This window comes from Pseudomonas sp. R5(2019), from assembly GCF_009905435.1.
GTDB lineage: Bacteria > Pseudomonadota > Gammaproteobacteria > Pseudomonadales > Pseudomonadaceae > Aquipseudomonas.
Genome location: NZ_JAAAMT010000008.1, coordinates 138,631 through 159,013 on the forward strand (window position 1 = coordinate 138,631; position 20,383 = coordinate 159,013).

At 59.3% G+C, this 20,383-nt stretch carries 17 protein-coding genes and 1 pseudogene; 6 read left to right on the forward strand and 12 right to left on the reverse strand.

Annotated elements, in window-relative coordinates:
- Nucleotides 1-75: 75 nt before the first annotated feature.
- Entirely contained in the window at nt 76-2,112 is a 2,037-nt protein-coding gene (locus tag GUY40_RS07960) for an NADH:flavin oxidoreductase (RefSeq protein WP_166568405.1), read from the reverse strand.
- Between the two features lie 122 nt (nt 2,113-2,234).
- On the opposite strand from GUY40_RS07960, the gene GUY40_RS07965 reads away from it, so the two are divergent.
- Together GUY40_RS07965 and GUY40_RS07970 are read left to right on the forward strand one after the other, a co-directional pair.
- Nucleotides 2,235-2,870, forward strand: a complete 636-nt coding sequence (locus GUY40_RS07965; RefSeq protein WP_166568406.1) for a TetR/AcrR family transcriptional regulator — start codon at nt 2,235-2,237, stop codon at nt 2,868-2,870.
- A 186-nt stretch (nt 2,871-3,056) separates the two neighbouring features.
- Nucleotides 3,057-3,356, forward strand: a complete 300-nt coding sequence (locus GUY40_RS07970) for a hypothetical protein (RefSeq protein WP_166568407.1) — start codon at nt 3,057-3,059, stop codon at nt 3,354-3,356.
- 160 nt (nt 3,357-3,516) lie between these two features.
- Here GUY40_RS07970 and GUY40_RS07975 read toward each other — a convergent pair whose 3' ends face one another.
- Entirely contained in the window at nt 3,517-4,434 is a 918-nt protein-coding gene (locus tag GUY40_RS07975; RefSeq protein WP_166568408.1) for a universal stress protein, read from the reverse strand.
- Nucleotides 4,435-4,762: 328 nt separating this feature from the next.
- Between GUY40_RS07975 and GUY40_RS07980 the strand changes: the two genes are divergently transcribed.
- Nucleotides 4,763-4,909, forward strand: coding sequence for a hypothetical protein (locus tag GUY40_RS07980; RefSeq protein ID WP_166568409.1), 147 nt, complete (start codon nt 4,763-4,765; stop codon nt 4,907-4,909).
- A gap of 238 nt (nt 4,910-5,147) precedes the next feature.
- Here GUY40_RS07980 and GUY40_RS07985 read toward each other — a convergent pair whose 3' ends face one another.
- The 4 genes from GUY40_RS07985 to GUY40_RS08000 all read right to left on the reverse strand — a co-directional run bounded on the left by GUY40_RS07985 (nt 5,148) and on the right by GUY40_RS08000 (nt 7,846).
- Nucleotides 5,148-5,375, reverse strand: coding sequence for a hypothetical protein (locus GUY40_RS07985; protein ID WP_166568289.1), 228 nt, complete (start codon nt 5,373-5,375; stop codon nt 5,148-5,150).
- A gap of 26 nt (nt 5,376-5,401) precedes the next feature.
- Nucleotides 5,402-5,644 carry a DUF3325 domain-containing protein gene (locus tag GUY40_RS07990; RefSeq protein ID WP_371924742.1) on the reverse strand — a complete coding sequence of 81 codons (243 nt, stop codon included), beginning with the start codon at nt 5,642-5,644 and terminating at the stop codon, nt 5,402-5,404.
- 573 nt (nt 5,645-6,217) lie between these two features.
- Complete coding sequence (locus GUY40_RS07995) at nt 6,218-7,324, reverse strand: LLM class flavin-dependent oxidoreductase (RefSeq protein WP_166568410.1); 1,107 nt, start codon at nt 7,322-7,324, stop codon at nt 6,218-6,220.
- A 72-nt stretch (nt 7,325-7,396) separates the two neighbouring features.
- Nucleotides 7,397-7,846 (reverse strand): hypothetical protein, encoded by a 450-nt coding sequence (locus GUY40_RS08000; protein ID WP_166568290.1) that lies wholly within the window; start codon nt 7,844-7,846, stop codon nt 7,397-7,399.
- Nucleotides 7,847-8,218: 372 nt separating this feature from the next.
- On the opposite strand from GUY40_RS08000, the gene GUY40_RS08005 reads away from it, so the two are divergent.
- From GUY40_RS08005 to GUY40_RS08015, 3 genes are all read left to right on the forward strand, one after another.
- Nucleotides 8,219-9,127, forward strand: coding sequence for a LysR family transcriptional regulator (locus GUY40_RS08005; protein WP_166568411.1), 909 nt, complete (start codon nt 8,219-8,221; stop codon nt 9,125-9,127).
- A 342-nt stretch (nt 9,128-9,469) separates the two neighbouring features.
- Nucleotides 9,470-10,768 (forward strand): MFS transporter, encoded by a 1,299-nt coding sequence (locus tag GUY40_RS08010; protein WP_166568412.1) that lies wholly within the window; start codon nt 9,470-9,472, stop codon nt 10,766-10,768.
- Between the two features lies 1 nt (nt 10,769).
- On the forward strand, nt 10,770-11,957 hold the full coding sequence (locus GUY40_RS08015) for a M20 aminoacylase family protein (RefSeq protein ID WP_166568413.1): 1,188 nt from the start codon (nt 10,770-10,772) through the stop codon (nt 11,955-11,957).
- 51 nt (nt 11,958-12,008) lie between these two features.
- On the opposite strand, the gene GUY40_RS08020 is transcribed toward GUY40_RS08015, so the two are convergent.
- The 6 genes and pseudogenes from GUY40_RS08020 to GUY40_RS08045 all read right to left on the reverse strand — a co-directional run.
- The gene (locus tag GUY40_RS08020) at nt 12,009-12,920 is read right to left on the reverse strand and encodes a DUF6708 domain-containing protein (protein WP_166568414.1); all 912 of its coding nucleotides are present in this window, start codon (nt 12,918-12,920) and stop codon (nt 12,009-12,011) included.
- Complete coding sequence (locus GUY40_RS08025; protein WP_166568415.1) at nt 12,910-13,848, reverse strand: hypothetical protein; 939 nt, start codon at nt 13,846-13,848, stop codon at nt 12,910-12,912. Before GUY40_RS08025 ends, GUY40_RS08020 begins: the two co-directional genes overlap by 11 nt.
- Nucleotides 13,845-16,871 carry a toxin VasX gene (locus tag GUY40_RS08030; RefSeq protein WP_166568416.1) on the reverse strand — a complete coding sequence of 1,009 codons (3,027 nt, stop codon included), beginning with the start codon at nt 16,869-16,871 and terminating at the stop codon, nt 13,845-13,847. Before GUY40_RS08030 ends, GUY40_RS08025 begins: the two co-directional genes overlap by 4 nt.
- Complete coding sequence (locus GUY40_RS08035) at nt 16,868-17,815, reverse strand: DUF4123 domain-containing protein (RefSeq protein ID WP_166568417.1); 948 nt, start codon at nt 17,813-17,815, stop codon at nt 16,868-16,870. Before GUY40_RS08035 ends, GUY40_RS08030 begins: the two co-directional genes overlap by 4 nt.
- Nucleotides 17,816-18,051: 236 nt before the next feature.
- Nucleotides 18,052-18,822 carry a DUF6708 domain-containing protein gene (locus GUY40_RS28740; RefSeq protein WP_371924743.1) on the reverse strand — a complete coding sequence of 257 codons (771 nt, stop codon included), beginning with the start codon at nt 18,820-18,822 and terminating at the stop codon, nt 18,052-18,054.
- A gap of 2 nt (nt 18,823-18,824) precedes the next feature.
- Nucleotides 18,825-20,383, reverse strand: a pseudogene (locus GUY40_RS08045) (hypothetical protein); the annotation flags it as partial.

Genomic DNA, 20,383 nt, shown 5'->3' on the forward strand with positions numbered 1-20,383 from the left:
GATCAACTTACGGGGCAGTACGAAAGGCTTACAAAAACGTCAGTTCTGATGATTGGAAACACCTGGCGCTGGCGGTCAGAGATCCTTGACCAGGCGCAGGGCGTCGTAGATCGCCGCATGGGTGTTGCGCGAAGCGACCGCGTCGCCGATACGGAACAGCTGGAAACGACCTTCGGGGTTGCTCGCCAGGTTCTGCGGATTGCCGGCGATCAGGTTCATGTACTGAACCGCGCCTTCATTGAGGGCCCAGGGCTTGAGTTCGAAATAGAGGTCGTCCAGCGGACGGGTGCCGTGGTTGACCACCACCTGGTCAAACTGCCGGGTTTTTTCCAGGCTGCTGTAGTCGGTGCCGAGGGTGGCGAGCAACCCGTCATCCTGCTGCTCCACCGCCTTTAGCCGCCAGGTCACCGTGAAGGTGGTGTCCAGTTGCTGCAGCGAGCGCATGTAAGGGACAAGGTTCATGCCCATCACTTCCGGCGCAAAGGCGCGGTCGGGGGTCATGATCTCGGTTTTGGCTCCGCTGCGGGCGATGATCTCCGCGGCCTGCAAGCCGGCATGGTCGCCGGCGTCGTCGTACACCAGCACATTGCGGCCCGGTTTCACGTCACCGGAGATGATGTCCCAGCTCGAAACCACCCACTGATTGCCGCGCTCCAGGACTTCAGTGTGGGGCAGGCCGCCGGTGGCGATGATCACCACGTCGGGGTTCTCGTCGAGAATGACCGAGCTGTCGGCCCAGGTATTGAAGCGAAACTGCACACCCAGCCGGTCGCATTGGGCCATGCGCCAGTCGATGATGCTGATCATCTCCTTGCGCCGCTCCGATTGCGCGGTCAGGCGAATTTGCCCACCGGGTTTGTCCGCCACCTCCAGCACCAACACTTCGTGGCCGCGTTCACCCGCGACGCGTGCCGCTTCCAGCCCGCCGGGGCCGGCCCCGACGATCAGGACCTTGCGCCGGGTAGTGGCCTTGGGAATTTCATGCGGCATGGTGGTTTCACGCCCCGTCGCCGCATTGTGAATGCAGTAGGCGGCGCCGGCGTTGTAGATCCGGTCCAGGCAGTAGTTGGCGCCGACACAGGGGCGAATCTCGTCTTCCCGGCCTTCGATGATCTTGCGCACGATATGCGGGTCGGTCATGTGCGCGCGGGTCATGCCGACCATGTCGACCAGGCCGCTGGCGATGGCGTGGCGGGCTGTGGCGACATCGGGAATCTTGGCCGCGTGGAAGGTCGGGAAGCCGGTCAGCGCCCGAATCTCGCCAGCGAAGTCCAGGTGCGGCGCGTTGCGCATGCCCTGGATCGGGATGATGTCAGTCAGGCCCGCATCGGTGGCGATGTTGCCGCGAATCACGTTGAGAAAGTCGATCATGCCGCTGTCTTTGAGCAGCTGGGAAATCTGCAGGCCTTCTTCTTTTTGCAGGCCGCCGGGCAAGACTTCATCCCCGGTGTAGCGAATGCCGACGATGAATTCGGGGCCGACACGCTTGCGGATCGCCGTCAGCACATCGAAGGTGAAGCGCAGGCGGTGCTGCAGCGAACCCCCATAGGGCCCCTCGAGGGTATTGGTCAGCGGCGACCAGAACTGGTCCATCAGGTGCCCGTAGGCCTGCAACTCGATGCCGTCCAGGCCTGCGGCTTTCATCCGCTCCGCGGCATCGGCATAGTCAGTGATAATGCGCTCGATGTCCCATTCTTCGAGCCGTTTCGGAAAGGCGCGGTGCGCCGGTTCCTGATTGTGCGAGGGCGACACCACCGGCAACCAGTCGCCCTTGTCCCAACGGGTGCGGCGGCCCAGGTGAGTGAGTTGGATCATGACCGCTGCACCGTGTTCGTGGCACTCATCGGTCAGGTCTTTCATCCAGCCGACGACTTCATCCTTGTAGGCCAGAATGTTGTTGAACACCGGCGGGCTATCCCGGGAGATGGCCGCGGAGCCGGCGGTCATGGTCATGGCCACACCCGCCTTGGCCCGCTCGACGTGATAAGCCCGGTAGAGCTTTTTCGGCATGCCGTCTTCAGGGTAGGCCGGCTCATGGGAGGTGGTGATGATGCGGTTACGCAGGGTCAAATGTTTGAGGCGATAAGGCTGAAGAAGCGGATCGTTATTCATATCGGTCTCGCATGCAGGTCATCAGGCAATCTGAAGATAGATGCCATGTACACAGGTGTCAATAATATCGACAGGGGTGTACACTGACCCCGTAAACCAGGCATGAAGGTGGATGGATCTCGATGAAAGCACCCAACAATCTTGCGGAAACCGCCGGCCGGGGCTCACTGGAAAGCTGGCTTAATGCGGCCTATGAAAGCCTGAAGGAATCGGGCGTCGATGCCGTGAGGGTGATGCCCCTGGCCAAGAAACTGAACCTGGCGCGCACCAGTTTCTACTGGTATTTCCAGGACCGTGAAGCGCTGCTCGAGGCCTTGATCGAACGCTGGAAAAGCAAGAACACCTTCAACCTGATCACCCAGTCCCAGGCGTACGCCAGCTCCATCACCGAGGCCATCCTGAATGTGTTCGATTGCTGGCTGAACAGCGACCTGTTCGACTCCCAGTTCGAATTCGCCATGCGCAGCTGGGCCCTCCAGTCGCCGGAAGTGGCCAAGGAAATTGCCGAAGCCGACGCCCAACGGGTGGAGGCGCTCAGGCACATGTTCGACCGTTTCGGCTTCGCCCACGACGCGGCCGTCACCCGCGCAAGGTCGATCTACCTGACCCAGATCGGCTACATCAGCATGAAGACCCAGGAACCGATCGCCCAGCGCATGCATTACATCCCCGAGTACCTGAAGATTTTTACCGGCGTTGATCCACAGCCCCATGAGCTGGAGCGGTTTTACAGTCGTAATGGGTTCACGGCAATTTAATGTGTGGGATTTATCCGCGAATGTAGGCGCTGCGGTTTATCAGGCTGAGTTGGGCGGGGTCTTGTACAGGCTTCTGTACAAGGAAGCGATCCGATGGTCCGATTTAGTGCACAACGCGGTCCCGACGACTTGCCAATAGTGCGCGCTCTAATAATCTGAAGAAACACACAGCGCACGGAGGTCGAAATGAGACACCGAGGACAACGCTATTGGGCATGGGCAGATCCGGCACTTCACTCTCGCACGCATGCCGAAACGCTCGATGACGGGACGACCATCGATGTGCAGGTGAGGCTGTCGAGGATGGGCGGCACTCAGCTTTTCATTGGCGTCTATGCCTCGTGCGGCATGGCCCTGTACGAAGAGGTTCATGATTCCAGGCCGAACGAGTCGATGACTCGGGCGCTTGTCTGGGGCGTCGGGCGCGCCCGGCACTTGGCCAGCGAGGCAAGCGCTGATTACCAAAGCCTGGCCAAGCAAGCCTAGACGCCAGCGCGGACGGTCGATGTTGGACGGCATTTTTTGATGTAGGAGCAGAGCTTGTCGGGGCGCCGAACCTTCGCGATGGCCATACCGCGATTTTCCAGATAGACCGCGTCGCCTTCATCGCAGGCAAGCTGGCTCCTACATGAGTGTTATGCCGCGGTTATTGCTCCGCGACCGGCGACAGGGGATCCACCGATGCCTTCACCGCCAGTACATTGCACAACTGCTGCTCGGTCACATGGGCCGTGATGTCACCCATGAAGGTCTGCAGTATGTCGTGATGGCGGTTGCCCATGACCATCACATCGGTGCGGCTGTGGTTGACATGCGCAGTGATCGCCCGGGTGGCCGGGCCTTCGAGGAAGTGGCGGTTGGCGAGGTCGATGGAATGGCGATCTGCCAGGTGGTCGAAGGCTTTGTGCTGGGCCGTACGCACGGAGCCGGTAAAACCGGGCATGGTGACGGTGCCGGCACCGAAGTCGCTCAGATGGGTGCGCGCCGTGTCAAAGACATGCACCAGGTGGAGTTCGGCATCACACTGCAAGGCCAACGAATGGGCGGCTTCGATGACCTGATCGTCGAGACTGTCAGCCCCGTGCCCGGGTATCAGGTCGACGGCGGCGGCAATCAGGCGCGGCAGCGGGCAACGGATTTCGCTGACCAGGTGAATTGGCACCGGGCACTCGCGCAACAACTGCCAGTCCAGCGGCGTGTTCACCAAGCGTTTGAGGGTAGGTTCATGCTGGACGTCCTTGATCAGCAGGTCGCAATGAACACGATTGACCTGATCCAGAGCGGTCTGCAGCAGGTCGCGGGTCAGGATCACGTCGCACGCCACATCGAGGCCAGCGCGGCGCATCTGTTCCCATTCATCGGCAAGCCATTGCTGGTTGTCGTCCAGGAGCTTTTTGCGCTCGGCGGGATCGCTCATCAACCCGAACGTATCGACATCGTCGACACAGACGATGATATCCAGCGCGGCCCCGCTGGTATCGGCCAGCGCTGCTGCGCGCTGCAAGGCAGGTGTGTGGCGCATCTGCGGGCCGAGCATGACAAGCAATCGTTGATATTGGGTCATTTGGCACCTCCGTCCTGCGTCTTTCTCCCCCGGATGGGTTTACCAGCGCAATGGTGGCAGCAAGTCACTGTGCGTCCTGGTGCTATTGAGTCTAGCTCTGTCTCAAGGGGAGGGTGGCTCGACGGGGGAGATCAACCATGCCAGGCAGCAGGGGCCGACTTGCGACAGGTGGCAGCCCCGGGTCATGACTGCACTTACGAATCTTTCCAGACCAAACTACACTGAATCGATGATGCCGGCGCTTGAGACAGGCCGGCATGCCAAGGAGTTGTGCGTACTCAGGACATTGTGATCCGCAAGGGCTGGATCCAGCCCCGGGAGTCGACGCATGACTGTCGTTCATTGGGGATACCTGCTGCTGGCGGCGATGTTGATCGCGTCCGCGGTGGTGCTGGCCATAGGCAATGCCGTGGCCAGAAGGCGCAACATTGAAGACGCCATTATCCGGCGGCGCAAGCCCGAAGATGGCGAGTGAGGAGCATTCTGGCTCTCCCATTGATGACCGCGGTGCCTTGGTGCTGGCCAAACGAGACGGAACCATTCTGGTGCGTCGCCCTTTTGGGCTGTCCGGTTTCGGTGTGGTGGTGTTGAAGCAACTGCGTGCGTGGATCGAGGAACGGGCGGGACGGTTGGTGCATGGCCGACGGGTTGGCAGAGGCCCAGCAATAGATGATGGTCATGAACAGCAGCTATGCCGGGCCGATGGCCTGAGATCAATCCTGGCCGCTGGCGCGACGCCGCCACGCCGCGCGAGTTTCCTGGATTTCATCAATCAACGATTCCCAGGTCGGCAGGTTGATCAGGCGCAGCTCCAGCAAGGCATAGGCGTAGCCCTTGGCAAAGGCTTGCTGATGGTCAGCCAATTGGTCGGTCCTGGCAGCGGCAATTTCATCGATCATGCGCTGGGCGGCAGCGCTGGGGTTGTCACAGACTTTGCTCATTCGCGAAACTCCTTTTCCACAAGGCGCTATTGATTGAGGCGTGCGGCATAGGGCAGTAGCAATACCAGTGCCAGGCCTGCAAGCGAGATCAGTCCAAACCAGCCGACCGGTCCCATGGCCCAGCCCCAGCCCCCTATGCTATAGACAAAACTGGCCGCCAGTGCCAACCAGCCGACGATCCGCAAGGTCCGGTGCAGCGCGGGGGGGGGGGAAGGCGCTGCCAGAGCTGTTTGTAATGCCGTTCCAGTCCAAGGCACAGGCACAGGCACAGGCAAACCATGCTGCTACAGGCCAGCAGCAAGCCTGCAATCAATTGAATGCTCACGTCAATGAGCCTCCACCGTGTCGTTGGCGATGCGCCGTGCCGGGCGCGCCGATGGCGGCTGGCCGAGTTTCCAGCAGGCCCTGCATCGCGACGGCGGAGCGCTTTTGACCTTGTGGGCGCGCGCTTGCTCGCGATTCAGGCACTGCGGTGTATCTGGCACGCCGTGGTGAGGCCATCGCGGCGGTTCGGCGCTCCGACAAGCCTTGCTCCACACACCGATCTCCATTCCCGCCACACCTGCGCGGAGTGAGCTTTTGACTTTGTGGGGGCGCGCTCGCGATGCAGGCAACGCGGTGTATCTGGCACACCGCGGTGAGGCCATCGCGGCGGTTCGGCGCTCCGACAAGCCTTGCTCCACACACCGATCTCCATTCCCGCCACACCTGCGCGGAGTGAGCTTTTGACTTTGTGGGGGCGCGCTCGCGATGCAGGCAACGCGGTGTATCTGGCACACCGTGGTGAGGCCATCGCGGGCAAGCCTTGCTCCTACCGTGCAAGTCAAATGGGGCCTGGATGCTTAGCTCGCCTGTTCGACCCGCCCATGTTCATGCTGCTCGACCAGCGCTCGAATCCGCGGCAGCAAGTGCTGGCCATAGTCGACCGCATCGCGCAGTTGCTCGAAACCTCGGAACAGGAAGGTGCTGACGCCCAGTTTGTAGTACTCCAGTGCCGCTTCGGCGACCTGGTCCGGGGTGCCGACCAGCGAGGTGGAGTTGCCCGCGGCACCCGTGAGGGCGGCGATGGCGGTCCACAGGCGTTTGTCGTGAACCACGCGTTGCCCGGCCAGGTCCACCAGTCGCTGTGAACCGCTGTTGCTGGTGCCGACATTGCGTTCGCGGCTTTTGCCCTGGCGCTGGGCCTGCAAGGCCTTGGCGTCTTCCAGGATGCGCTCGGCGCGGGCCCAGGCTTCATCTTCGGTGGCGCCGAGGATCGGCCGCAGCGAGAGGCTGAAGCGGATGTGCTTTTCCCGCCCGTATCTGGCGGCGGCCTTGCGCACCTGGGCAATACGCTGGCGGATGTTCTCCAGCGGCTCGCCCCACATCATGTACACATCGGCATGTTTGGCGGCGACTTCCACCGCAGCGTCCGAGGCGCCGGAGAAGTAGATCGGAATATGCGGCTTCTGCACGGGCTTGATCAAGGTCAGGTTGTCTTCGACCCGGTAGTGCTCGCCGCTGTGATCGAACGGTTCCGGTGAGGTCCAGGTTTTCTTGAACACGTCCAGGTATTCCTCGGTGCGTGCGTAGCGGTCGTCCTTGTCGAGGAAATCACCGTCGCGCTGCAGATCGCCGCTGTCACCGCCCGTGATCACGTTGATGGCCACGCGCCCACGGCTGAGGTGGTCGAGGGTGGCGAACTGGCGCGCGGCAAAGGTCGGTGCCTGGAAACCCGGGCGGTGCGCCACCAACAGGCCCAAGCGCTCGGTGACCGCCGCGGCATGGGTGGCCAGGATCAGCGAGTCGGCGGCGCTGGTGTTCACCGCCAGCAGCACTTGATTGAAACCGCCATATTCCTGGGCCTGGGCGAAGGTCTTGACGAACTCAAGGTCCACCGCCGGGCCGCGCGGGGCCTGGGATTCACTGCCTTCCTGTGGCCCGACCAGGCCGATAAATTCGAGACTCATGAAACAACTCCTGTCATGGATGGTGAAAGTACTGCCGTGAGGGATTCACTCATGGGGTTTCCCCTTGCGCGATCAGGGGGGTGTCGCAACGCTGTCGGTATCTGCCTCGGCGCGGGCCACGTTGAAGCTGGCATCGAATCCTGGGGAAACGTCGACGCGGCGAATCAGCACGCCTTCCTCCAGGTAAATGTCGGAGGTCTGTTGCAGGTTGCTGATCACCGCGTCGGTGATGGGAATGCGGTCGAACTCGGTACCCTTGGCGGACGCCAGGTGCACATCTTGCAATTGGCCGGCCGCCGCCAGCAGCAGCTTGATCGAGGATTTCTGATTGGCGACCCGCAGGGGTTCCAGTTCGGCAGCGTGGGCCGTCGAGGCCAATAGCAGGCTGCCGGCGAGCAAGGTGGAGAACAGCGTTCGGATCAGCGCGGCGATCGCCGCCCAGGTACCGGCCAGGCCGCCGCCGATGACCAGTACATCAGCCTCAAGCTGTAAGGGAGGAGTTGAATCGGTGAACAAGCGCATGGTGTGTTCCTGGCGATGGCATGAGTTGAGGCCTCCGCCAGGAGTGGGGTCGGACGTGACAGACGGTAACCCTCGGGAGGTGCGCTGTGAAGGTCTTTTTGGTTATGTCCTAATATGCTAACTATTTATCAAGTTAATATTTATTTATAAATAAAATAGTTGTTTTGTTCGGGGTGGCACATCGCCAAGTTATCCACAGCAGCCGTGGGTATTTCTGTGGATAGTGGTCCAGACCCCGCGCTGTAAGCTGTCTGGAGCGTTTTGGATAATATTTGAGCAATGCCTGCAGGCCAAGCCCTGACGTGGTAGCTTCTGCATCCCGGTTGCAGCTCAATCGATTCCCTTTACCTTTCAGTGATAAGGCCATAGCGGGTGAAACTTCATCAACTCAAGGCGCTGGTCGCCATCCATCAGTCAGGCAGCATCCTTGAGGCCTCGAAAATCCTGCACATCACCCAGCCAGCGCTGAGCCGGGCAATCAAGGAGCTGGAGCGCGAACTGGGCTTTGTCCTGCTACAGCGCTCGTACAAGGGCATGACCCTGACCGATGAGGGCAAGCGCATCATCCGCCACGCCAACCTGGTGGTGGAGAGCATCCGCCGCTTGCAGGTGGAGGCGGCGCATATCCAGGATGCCGCATTGGGCGCCGTGTCCATCGGGGTGACGTCGCTGACGGCCCTGCTCGATGGCGTCGATGAGAGCATCCTGGCGTTTCGGCGCAAATACCCGCGGGTCAAGATCACCATCACCGACCTGCGCCCCAGCCAGATCCTGCAACGCCTGCGCGACGGCAGCCTGGACTTTGCCATCACCTCGCAACAGCCGCTGACCCGCCTGAACCTGGATTGGGAGGCGGTGGGCAGCATCAAAGGCAAGGTGATCTGCCATGCCTCCCACCAGCACAAGTTTTCCCAGTCGCTGCGCGCCCTGCAGTATGCCAACTGGATCAGCCTGGACGAGCTGGCCGATCCGGCGTCGCAGTTTCACCAGTTGTTTGAGATCAACGGCTTGCGGGTGCCGCAGAACGCGGTCGAATGCACCTCGATCATGATGGCGCTCAAGCTGCTCAAGAACACCGAGTCGTTGATGACCATCAGCGAATTGGCCGTGGATGACGTGCTGACGCTCACCACCAGCTCGGAGATTGCCTCGGTGGTGGTGCAGGAGCTGGTGCCCGATTACCCCATCAACCTGGTCAGTATCGACCGTCATAGCCTGACGGCCCCGGCTGAAGAGTTGTTCCACAGCTTGCGTACGCGGCTGCTCAAGGCAGCCGAGTAGGGGGCGGTCGGGATGCCCTTGCCTAATTGCTTGTTCGGCCACGCTATGCCGATTGGTTAACAAGCAGGTCTGGAGCGCCTTCTGGATGACAAATAACGGCTGAACAGCCGTTGGATGCGAACGTCAGCACAGCGAAACACCGCTCGTTCATGGGGGCAACAATGAGCAATGGCGGGGCGTTTCCGGAATTTGAGGCCATCTGTGCGCCGGACTAAGGCAAACCTGCCGCAGCGTGGTTTAGTCAATTAACAACGGGTTAATCAGTTACCAAAACCGCAATCGTGTTGACCGCGGGATTGGCTGATAGTCACGCCATGCCGTGATTCGACACCGGAGATAATAATGACTAGACCCGTTCCCGCACCGACGATCATGCAGACGCAGCCGCTCAATGCGGCCCAGGCCTCTTCCTCCCGAAAAGCCCTTGTAGCGTGCTCGCTGGGCAACGCGCTGGAGATGTATGACTTCACCATTTACAGTTTCTTCGCCGTACTGATCGGCCGGCACTTCTTCCCGTCGGACTCGGCGCTGGCGTCTCTGTTGATGTCGCTGGCAACTTTCGGCGTGGGCTTTCTGATGCGGCCGGTGGGGGCCATGGTGATCGGCCGTTTCGCAGACCGGCGCGGACGCAAGGCGGCCTTGAGCCTGACCATCGGGCTGATGACCCTAGGCACGGCGCTGATCGCCTTTGCGCCGACTTACCAGCAAATCGGCATCTTCGCGACAGTGATGCTGGTGACCGGCCGCTTGATTCAAGGCTTGTCTGCCGGCGGTGAAATCGGCACCGCCTCGGTGTTTCTGATGGAGTCCAGCACCCGCGCCAAGCGTTGCCAAAGCGTCAGCTGGCAAGGCGCGAGCCAAGGCTATGCGGCGTTGGTGGGCGCGGGCTTTGGCTTTAGCTTGAGCCAGATCCTCGACCCTGCCAGCCTCGACAGCTGGGGCTGGCGCATTCCCTTTATCTTCGGCCTGTTGATCGGCCCGGTCGGCTTGTACATCCGCACCCGCCTGCCGGAAACCCATGAAGCCCCCGCGCAGGAAGGCAAGCAAACCATCGACAAGGCGCTGTTCAAGCGCATCGCGCTGGGCATCGGCCTGATGGCCAGTGCCACCATTGGTATGTACCTGTTCGTGTTTTACATGCCGACCTACCTGATCACCGTCCTGCATTACCCGCAAAGCAGCGCCATGGCCATCGCCTGCATCAGCGCCGGCTGCCTGGCGATCATCTGCCCGCTGGCCGGCAAGTTCGCCGACAAGTACCAGCTGCGAAAGCGTCTGTTGGTCTGGACCGTGGCCACACCGGTGGCGCTGACCTTGCCAGTCTTCTACCTGCTGGGACAGGTCGAGCACCTGGGCCTGGCAATGATGCTGGTGGCGATCCTGGTGTTGCCGGGTTGCATCGGTGCCGGTGCATTTTTCGCCATGATCATGGAGGGCTTTCCCAAGGCTCAACGCGCCTTTGGCACCTCTGTCAGCTACAGCTTCGGCGTGACCCTGTTCGGTGGCTTTTCGCCGCTGATCGCCACTTGGCTGACCTCCGCCCTGGACACCCCACTGGCCCCTGCCTATTACCTTCTGGCCGGTGGTGCGTTAAGCCTGGTGTGCCTGAAGTACTTCCCGGAAAACAAAGGATGCGAGTGATATGAGCCACTTCGAGAAGAACCAGAACCTGCACCCTGTCGCCGAAGACATGGACACGTTCATCAAGATTCGCCGGCAGATCCACGCCGCGCCCGAACTGGGCGGTGAGACCCCGGACACCGCCGCGCTGGTGGCCGAAAAGCTCGAACAGTGGGGTTATGAAGTGCACCGCAATATCGGTGGCCATGGCCTGGTCGGGGTCTTGAAAGTGGGCGATGGCCTGCGCTGCCTGGGCCTGCGCGCCGACATGGACGCGCTGCCCATGAGCGAGAAAAACCCCTTTGCCCACGCCAGCAAGATTCCCGGCCGCATGCACGCCTGCGGCCACGACGGCCACACCGCCATCCTGCTGGCCGCCGCCGCACGACTGGCGGCCAGCCGCAACTTCAACGGCACCCTGAACCTGATTTTCCAGCCCGATGAAGAAGGCCTGGCAGGCGCCAAGGCCATGATCGACGACGGCCTGTTCGAGCGCTTCCCCTGTGACGCCGTGTTTGCCCTGCACAACATGCCGGGCATGCCGGTCGGCACCTGCGTGGTCCAATCCGGTCCGACCATGGCCTCGTCCCAGCGGGTCAGCATCCGCATCACCGGCAAGGGCGGGCACGGCGCGATGCCGGAGCTGGCCGTGGACCCGATCTCGGCGTTGAACAGCCTGATCAGCGGCATCCAGACCATCAAGTCACGTAACCTCGCGGTCGAAGACTACGCGGTAATCAGCATCGGCATGATTCAGGCCGGCACGGTCTACAACATCATTCCCGATGAAGCCAGCATGCTTATCAGCGTGCGCACCGACACCTTTGAGACCCAGCAGAAGATCAATCGCCGGATCGAGGAACTGGTCCAGGGACATGCCCTGAGCTTTGGGGTAGAAATCGATCTGGACTTCACCCAACTGGCACCGGCGCTGGTCAACAGCGAACACGAGAGCGACCTGCTGCGCGAAAGCCTGCGACCGTTGTTCAAGGAAGGGGACTTGCTGGCGCGGATGCCGAAGAAGGTTATGGGGACTGAGGATTTTGCCTACATGTTGCAGGCACGGCCTGGGTGCTACTTCATGCTGGGCAATGGGACAGGGGAGTTTCATGGGTGTTCGGTGCATAACCCGCATTACGACTTTAATGATGAGCTGGTGAAGGTCGGGTCGGATTGTTGGGTGAAATGGGTTGAGGATTATCTGGTTTGACGAGCACGACCCAAGGGGCGCTTCGCTTGAAGAAAAGGCGCCCTTTCTGGCTCAGGTGTTGCTCTGTGCCTTATCGGTGAAGCCACACAGCTTGTCGTTTTCGGCGGGGAACTTTGGCTCGGGGTAGGTCAGGATAATCAGCTGAGGCAGTGCCATGATGGGCATGAACAGCAATACGATAAAGAGGTCTGCCCAGATGGTCAGGGGGAGCCAGCGGCGGCGTTTGGGGTCGGTGAAGGAAGTAAGTACCCATTGGCCGCCGTATTTGAGAAGGACATCGCGCCACGTCTGGGGGGGATATTCTATGGTGGGTGCGGGAAGTTGAGAGTCCCCGGTCATGTACCGATGCAGCCAGAGCCACGAACTGGCGTTGTGATAACCAATGTGGGCTCCAATTATGGGGATCTTGACAAGCTCAGTAATGCCCAAGTTAGCTGGATGTCCAACGAGATATAAATAGCCTTGGCCTTTTCCACGGTAATAGTCCACGGCGCAAATTTCGTCCCAGTTCATGATCCACATAGAATCTGCAGTCCTAATGTGTGGTGCGAAGAACACCTGTCGTGTGATTCGGTTGAATCGTACAGTGGAGCGACGATAATGAAAGCGAATGCCCAGAAAATACGAGAGGCCGAAACTTGTAAGGTAGGAAAGCGGAATAGCAAATATTAAGAAGATAAGTTTAAGGTCCTGTGTGTGATGCATGAGGGAAACGCTAAAGAGCAGCAGAACTCCAAAGGCCACGAGTGAGCTCAGATGGAAGTTTAGCGTGGTGCCTGTGCGCTGTAATGTATCTGATGTGATTTCTACAGTGGTTGTATTGGCGCGCAGAATAGTAATTGATGGCTTGACTTCAGGGTCGATATCGAAGGGCAAAAAATCAGTTGCCGAACGAAATTTTCTCCATGTGTGCTTTATTTCGGCAGGTGTGGGGCGTATCTGCCGTTTGAATTTAGCTACCACCCTTGCAATCCTCATTACTAGCAAAGCCGCACAAACGGTCGTTTTCAGGCGGGAATATTGGTTCTGGGTAGGTCAGCACAATCAGTTGGGGCAATGCCATTATCGGCATGACCAACAGCACGATAACAAGATCTGCCCATATTGTCAGAGGTAGCCAGCGGCGGCGCTTGGGATCGGTGAACGAGGAAAGCACCCATTGGCCGCCGTATTTGAGAACGACGTCGCGGCAGGTCCTGGGGGGAGATTCGATGAATGGTTCGGGCAGACTTGTATCTCCGGCCATATATCGCTGTAACCATACCCACCGACAATCTGTAGGGGCGAGGTCGTCAAAGGGCATATTTAGACGATAATCTGAAACGATTGGGATCTTCACCAGTTTGGACGGTTGGGTATTGCAAGTATAGCCAATGAGATACAAGTACGGTGGGCTTTGTCCTGTGGCGTAGGCCAAGGATTGAATGCAATCCCATTTGAGTATCCAGATATCCTCGTTACCATTTTCGGGATGAGGTGCGTAATAGATCCGGCGGCTCTTTCTGTTAATTCTGACTCGACTTGCACGGTATCTAAAGCGAGGTGCTATCAAGCGAAAAGAAAAAAATCCAACAAAGCTTAGGATCAAGGTGATTAAACACATCAGCATTGCAGCCTCGACATCTGACGCTGAAGAGCTCAAGAATGCAGCTAATAGAGAGGCTAATACCAAGGGTGCGGTAGCTCTTAAAGTCAATCCTTCGCTACTTCTTTGCAGGGTTTCCGAAGTCAGCTCGATGGAGTCATTGCTTTTTCTCAATATAGAAATGGCGGGTTCGATAGTAAATAGCTCTGAAGGCAGAAATCGACTCGCAGAACGAAACTGCCGCCACTTTTTTTGGATCTCGGCGGGCGTGGGGCATTCTTGTTTTGTAGAACTGGATATTGTCATCGTTTAGGCTCCATAACAGGCTCAAGCATGTCGCTGTCGATGGGGTCGGTGATCCATGTACCGCGAGTGAATACTAGCGGCGCTTTCTGAGGCATCAATGCCAGAGTGGGTTGCTCTTCCGGATGGGGTCGATAGCAATAATCCAGATGCACTTGCGCGTCGGCGCGCATGTTGATGCGCCAAGTCAGCAGGCGGGTTTCATTTTTCGAGTAATCGCTACGGGTCACTATGCATTGATCATCGTAGGAAAAGCGGTAGTTCGGCGAGGTTGCTATAGGGCCTTCAATGGCCACCAGTTCCTTGCTTCCTCGAAACACCCGCAAAGTGTGCTGAAAGCGCGGCACTGCATCGGGTGGCAGGTTTTCCAGGTATCCGGGTAAGGCTAGGGAAAGGGATAGGACGCCGACGCCTTGTGCCTGAATCTCCTGTTTGAACGCGTACACTCCCTGCCGCAGGCCATAGGCAAGAACCGACAATCGCTTGTCTAGGTTGTTAAAGCTGGAAGGGACTTCGCTATCAGGTCGCTCCCATTCGGCCACCACCCGCACGCCATAGATGGCCCCATGGAAAGCAGCCAACTCCTCCTCCATGCTTTTGAATCGATAGCGTGTTTCCCCACGGCTCCAAAAGGAGTGGGAAAGCCAGACTTCGTCCGGTTGGAATTTCGCAGCGGCGGCCTGGATTGAGAAGTAGATGACGCCGACGGTCGCTAAAGCCGCCAATATTAGCCAGCCTACTGGTCCAGTGAAACCTAAAGTTGCACCAACAGCATTTAACAACAGCCCCGTAGTAACTATTAGCCCGCACCCCGCTGAAGCCATGAACATTTTGGCTGCTTCGGAATTTTGACCACCTTCAGACGCCTGGACCGCACGCACCATGTCGGAAAATGATCCAAAAGATGCGCCTAGTGCTCCTAGCTTTGTAGCTTTTACCCGAGCGAAAAAAACTTCGGGCCTAGTACGTACACTATTTAAAGCATGACCTTGGGCCAGCGCCCTTATTTGAACAATATCGGCTTTAAAGTAGGAGGTGGCGCTCAAAACAGCCGCTATTGCCGCGAGTGCGTTCAGTACATATGACACACCTTCGATTTTATTCCCTGTGGTGACTTTTCCCTGCGCAATATCTCTAAGAGATGCCCGCACCGACATGGCAGCCGCAAGCGCTGCCAGCCCCGTCATCGCATACTCCGCAGTAACAAGCCCCCTCTGCACGGCAGCATAACCCTTGCTCCCCTGCAGCCGCTGAAGCGCACGCTGGAACACATTACCTTCCAAGCTGTATTTCTGAGCCTCACCCGCTTGTGCCGGGCTGATGTACTCCTTGCCAGCCCCCCGAGGTATCTCTTCAAAAAGAGTGACAGTAGCCGGCAGGTTGCGCAGCGGTCGTTTCACCGTGATACCCCACTTCTTCAACTGCTCCGCAGTCATCGTCTGCGCACCGCTGAACTGCGCATATTGGAACCTGGCCTCGGCGCTACTCACGCGATAGGTCACAATCGTGCTACCCACGCGAATCTCGGCGAACAAGCGCAGCCGTCGAACGATGGTGTCCGCCTGTGAGTCGGACAGCGCCTTGTCCGCCAACAACGGCAGCATCAGGCTGACCAAGGTGTCCGAATGGGCGGTAGCGGCGTAGTTGAGATTGAACTGGTAGAGCGGCGCGAATGCGGCAACGCCGATGTCCAGTGCGCTCTTGAGTGCATCGGGTGCGGCGAAATGGGTATGCAGCTCCGGTACTCCGTTGGCCAGCGCTGCCCAGAGAGGGCTATCTGCCGGGTGGGCCAGTACCAGGTCGCTGATCGTTTTGCGGCCTGCCTCACTGTGGGTCAGGCCGCCGGTGCAACGGGCGATGACCTCCTCGTAGTGCCGGCAGTTTTCACGACTCCTGGGGTCGTAACAGGCCAGGGCTTTACCGAGCAAACCGTGGCTCCAGCCTTTTCCCAGGCTATTGGCGGTTCTGACCCATCTATCCAGGTCGGCCACGCAGCGATCAAGGATGTTTTGCAACGCCTTGACCTTGCTCTCATAGGCCAGGAGGAAGGGTATTACGTTACCGTTGATAGAACTCGCGTGGTCGGTGTCGTGATAGCGCACCAGCTTGCTCCGTTTCTGCTGGAACTCTGGCTCCGTCCGTTCCTGCAAACTGGCGAGGTACTGCTTGATCAGGGTGGCGCTGGTGTAGGCGTGGTTGTGGTCGATCTCGTAGGTCTGACGCTGTGCGGCGGCCACGGCAGTGAGGTGTGCCAGTTCACTGGTGGTGCCGATTGGATCATGCAGTGCTACGGCCAGGGGGTGCACGAGGTTTGCCTCGTCGCTGGAAGGCGGCAGCGCCATCTTCATGCCGGAGATGATGCTCTGGTAGCCGACCCGATGATCTGCCAGCTCAATTTCGCTCCAGGCGTATTGACTGGATTTGCTGACAAGTTCCGGCGTGGCCGTCGCCAGGTGTAGCGCATCAAAGGCATGTGTTTGCTTAGGGCCATCGGCCGGCATTAGCGTGGTGGCCAGGCTTTTGCGAATGCCGTTTCTATCCTCTGCGATGTCGAAGAGCCGCGCATGCGTCAGCAGTGTCTCGCTGACCATCAAATGAATGGTGTTGGCGACATGGGTTTCCGGCGCCAGCAGATAGGGCTTGGCGCCGGTGGTATCGGGACGGGCAAAACGACCGGGCGTTTCATCCCGCGTGTCCGCCTCGGTCCACCAGATGGGAGCAAAGCGCAGGTCGTCGGTCACCTGATAATGCAAGGTGTGCATGCGCGCGTTCGACCAGTAGAACAGATACAGGTAGGTACCTGGGCGCAGTACCCGCAGGCCGTAGGTTTTACCCGCCTGCAGTGTTGGATAGCCTTGGACGGTCAACTGATCGAACAGGTCAGCGTTGTAAGGGGTGTCCGTGACGGCGTATCGCACGGGATAGACCGGAATGCAGCGCTGGCAAGGAGGTGGCGAGATGGCTGAGCGTCGTGGCTTTTCGCTGGGGCTGGCCGGTTGCAGTGCTTTTTTGAAGGGCTGGCTCATGAGGCTGATTCGACCTTTGATCGGGCTGTCCTGGAGAGATGTTCTTCGGCTTCGAGCAGGCGATGGCGGGCGGACATCTGTGGGCTGCACAGCAGCTTGCGCAGCGTTGCATCTCGGTCGAACAGCTCCTTTGGGTAAGTCAGGCGTAACGCCATGTACTGACGCGCATCACGCTCCAAAGCCAGACCCAGGACGTCCGACTCGGCGTCGATAAGCGCTAGCTTGTTGCACAGTTGTTGCTCGGTCAGGTCGCTTGTGTGTGCTGGATAGCGCTGGAAGAACAGCCGTGCAGTGTCCCGAATGAACCAGCGGTAGCTGGCCTGCGCCAACGCGGTCTCATCCTCATGGGTCAATTGCAGATGTTCGCCAGTCCTCAGAGGAGTGCCGCCACAGTGGGCCGGCATATCGAGTTGAAGCCATTCGGTGCTCGCCTCGCTGTCGGCGCGCCAGGTCAGGCGCGCGATTGGGCCGAGCAGTTGGGCGCGCTGTGCGCTCGGGAGGCCCTCGCCGATTTCCTCAAGTTGCCGGGATGGCTCAAGGCTGAAACTCAGCGGCATCCCATCAGCGCCGATAAGTAAATGCAGTTGCTGCAGGTGCATGAGTAATACATCGCTGGGCTCGGAGCTCTGTAACAACAGTCCGGCGCCTTGTGGTGCCCACGCGTCGAGAAAATGTGTGAGCAATGCCTCGTGGTCCAATGGCACCAGCATGGGACCGCGACGATACCCTGGCGCGCGATATTCCCATTCAGTCCCGCGCCACACCCAGTGGTAATCGAAGCGCCGGGTCAGCGCCTGAATCTGCGCTTCCAAATCGTCGATACGATTGCCATTGAGCCATAGCCATGAGCGTTCTTGTGTTTGCACGCTCTCCCAGCGAGGTGCCAAAACAACCTGCACATTCTGTCGCTGCCAATCCGTCGTGATCTGATTTTCGGCGCTCACGCTACCTCCCGCATGGGCAAGACATGTTTTCTGCAATAGTCGCAGAGTAGGGCCAGTCGTTTCGTCTGGGGCCGAATCATGTCTTCTCAGCTTTGTTACTGATGCAGGACGTTTCCGCTTGTGGCGAGGGAAAGCCCTGAATTGTTCGTTTGATACTGTTCAATGTTTCGATTCAGACGCCATAGCCGCACCATCGCGTTACGTCGCCAGCCACCCCATTCACGACTCCCCCAATTTCAAGGTGCAGTTCGCGATTCGCGGTCCATGTCTTCGGGCCATTGGACTTTAGGGGCCAGGCGCATGGCGAGGTTGTACCAGGGCACGTCGTTGTGATCCTGGGGTGGGTCAGGGGGTGGCAGTGCCTCGGGGCCTTTCTGCATGTAGGTACAGATGTAGGCCCAGGCATGTTCGTCGGCGCCCATGGTGCTGAGGTGGAAGCGGTCGATGACCTTGTTCGTGCCCGGGGCGACGATGGAAAGGACGACGCCCACCCTGATGATGACTCCATGGGTACTGGCGCTGATTTGCCTCCAGCGCTCGGCGCGTACTTGCGACCAGTCATAAGCGACTGGTGCTACATACCAGCGTTCGAAGGGGTTCCACCAACGTTCTTTGAAGTTGTAGGCGTAGATTCTTCTGCGGGTGCGGTTGAAGCGCAGGGGTAAGTCGCGCGGGGCAGCGATGGATGATTTCAGCATCCAACATGTTATCCAGAGACAGGTCAGTATGCCGGCGGGACCGAACCCCAAAAATAACCAAAGATCAGTACTGTCCCACCCCCAGATAAGCGCAATTAGCATGACAATAGAGCATAGACCTCCAATTGGAGCTAACCAGATAAGAAATCCACGCGCTTGCCAAGATGCTCTAGGCATCTCCAGATATACCTCATTCATATGATTGGGCGAGTCAAATCCCAACGAAGGCACTAGCGTCGGCAGCTCTTCGGGCGCTGGTAAATCCTCTCGCCAACCAATACAAGGCGGATCAAGTAGTGGCCGTGCCATTTTCAGTCACCCCTCTTGCGATTCGTTGTTACGGTGTCCATCTTGTCTTCCTTGACGATAAGTCGAGCATGGCCGGCCTCATCGCTGCGGTCTGGCCAAAAGTAGACGGTCAGTTGCATGGCGTTGATGTCGTAGAAGGTGTCCAGTTCGATCGAGCCGCGAATCAGCAGCGTGCAGGACTCTTCATCGAGTTCCAGATGCGGCAGCGTGCTGTCATGGTCATAGTCGTTTTGCAACGGCAAGGGCGGTGGTTGCAACGAAGGCGTACTGTCGCTGCGGCCACTGGCAATCACCTGTTCAGCAGTGTGTGGACGGTAAACGGTGAGCGCCCAATCGTAACGAGATGCACCGGGGACAAAGCCGGGGAGTTGGATGGCGTAGCGAAGGTAAGGCGCCCACTGAACGTCGGAGCCGACTGATGCGCCAATGCCGATGGTGCGCGTACTGCCCAAGGGCTGAATGCGGGTATGGATGCCCACTTCCGCAGTCAGTCCAAGCGCGGCGGCGTTTAGGGCGGCGATGGCGGTATCGAAGTGCTCGGCCGTGGTCCATTGCCGGTGCTGTCGCGGCAACCCCCACAAGCTGTGCCGGGCCCAAAGTTCAAGCGCAGCGGACTCAGCTTTCTTGGCCGCCGTAGCGAATGCATAGGCGGCAAGTCCCAGAGCAATCGCGAGCCCCAGTGGGCCGAGCAGAATGGTAGCGGGTGCGATTGCGCCTGCGATGCCCGTGACGGCGGCAACAACGGAAAAGGCGGCAGCAACGATATACGCCACAGAAGCCGATGTATCCCCCTTTTTCGCTACCCTTCCCGCCGCCAACCCAAACTGCACCCCATCCATGATCCCGGCCACTGCCGCAATCGCCCCGCCGTACTGCATCACCCGCGTCCCCATGGGCTTAGTCGCGCCAGCCACAGTCGTCGTCAACCCCGGCCGCAACGCCTTTAACGCAACCCCCGCAGCCTCCACTCCCACTCCCATCACCCCCACCGACGACGACCAGACCGCCGCCAGCGCTTCGTCATGACTGCTTCCTGCCGTCCGCGAGAGGGCCTTCAGGCTATTGCGCAAACTGTCCTGCACGAACCACAAACTCCCCAACACCAACAGCGTGTTTCCAGCGTTGTCACGCAAGCCGCGCAGGGCCCGCGTCGCCATCTGCCGGGCTTCAGCCGCGCCGATGGACATGCTTTGCGTGACTCGCTCGGCGCTGTCCTGCAGGCTCGCCGCGCCGATGTGGATGCTGCGCAAAGCTTCACCCCTGCCGAAATCGCCGCTCGCGCGCAGTTGTGCAAGCCGGGCCAGCAGCGCTTCGGTGCTTTCCAGCGTCCAGACGCTGACGTCGATCAGGGTGCGGTTGTTCCGGGCGCTGGCGATGCTCAGGGCGCCGCTGAGGACCATGGCGCGGACCTTGTTGGCCGCCGGTTTGTTGAAACGCTGGTCGATGCTGGCGAGCAGTTCGCCGGTGCGTTGGTGGAGGGTGTCGTTGAGCAGTGTCAGGTACTCGCCGAGCGTCAGCGTCAGCACCACCTGGGTGATGCGCTGACCGCTGTAGCGCAGCA

Bases quoted from the DNA above. Each gene is read 5' to 3' on its own strand.
- GUY40_RS07960 (WP_166568405.1), bottom strand. From the start codon at position 2,112: ATGAATAACGATCCGCTTCTTCAGCCTTATCGCCTCAAACATTTGACC.
- GUY40_RS07965 (WP_166568406.1), top strand. From the start codon at position 2,235: ATGAAAGCACCCAACAATCTTGCGGAAACCGCCGGCCGGGGCTCACTG.
- GUY40_RS07970 (WP_166568407.1), top strand. From the start codon at position 3,057: ATGAGACACCGAGGACAACGCTATTGGGCATGGGCAGATCCGGCACTT.
- GUY40_RS07975 (WP_166568408.1), bottom strand. From the start codon at position 4,434: ATGACCCAATATCAACGATTGCTTGTCATGCTCGGCCCGCAGATGCGC.
- GUY40_RS07980 (WP_166568409.1), top strand. From the start codon at position 4,763: ATGACTGTCGTTCATTGGGGATACCTGCTGCTGGCGGCGATGTTGATC.
- GUY40_RS07985 (WP_166568289.1), bottom strand. From the start codon at position 5,375: ATGAGCAAAGTCTGTGACAACCCCAGCGCTGCCGCCCAGCGCATGATC.
- GUY40_RS07995 (WP_166568410.1), bottom strand. From the start codon at position 7,324: ATGAGTCTCGAATTTATCGGCCTGGTCGGGCCACAGGAAGGCAGTGAA.
- GUY40_RS08000 (WP_166568290.1), bottom strand. From the start codon at position 7,846: ATGCGCTTGTTCACCGATTCAACTCCTCCCTTACAGCTTGAGGCTGAT.
- GUY40_RS08010 (WP_166568412.1), top strand. From the start codon at position 9,470: ATGACTAGACCCGTTCCCGCACCGACGATCATGCAGACGCAGCCGCTC.
- GUY40_RS08015 (WP_166568413.1), top strand. From the start codon at position 10,770: ATGAGCCACTTCGAGAAGAACCAGAACCTGCACCCTGTCGCCGAAGAC.
- GUY40_RS08025 (WP_166568415.1), bottom strand. From the start codon at position 13,848: ATGACAATATCCAGTTCTACAAAACAAGAATGCCCCACGCCCGCCGAG.
- GUY40_RS08030 (WP_166568416.1), bottom strand. From the start codon at position 16,871: ATGAGCCAGCCCTTCAAAAAAGCACTGCAACCGGCCAGCCCCAGCGAA.
- GUY40_RS28740 (WP_371924743.1), bottom strand. From the start codon at position 18,822: ATGGCACGGCCACTACTTGATCCGCCTTGTATTGGTTGGCGAGAGGAT.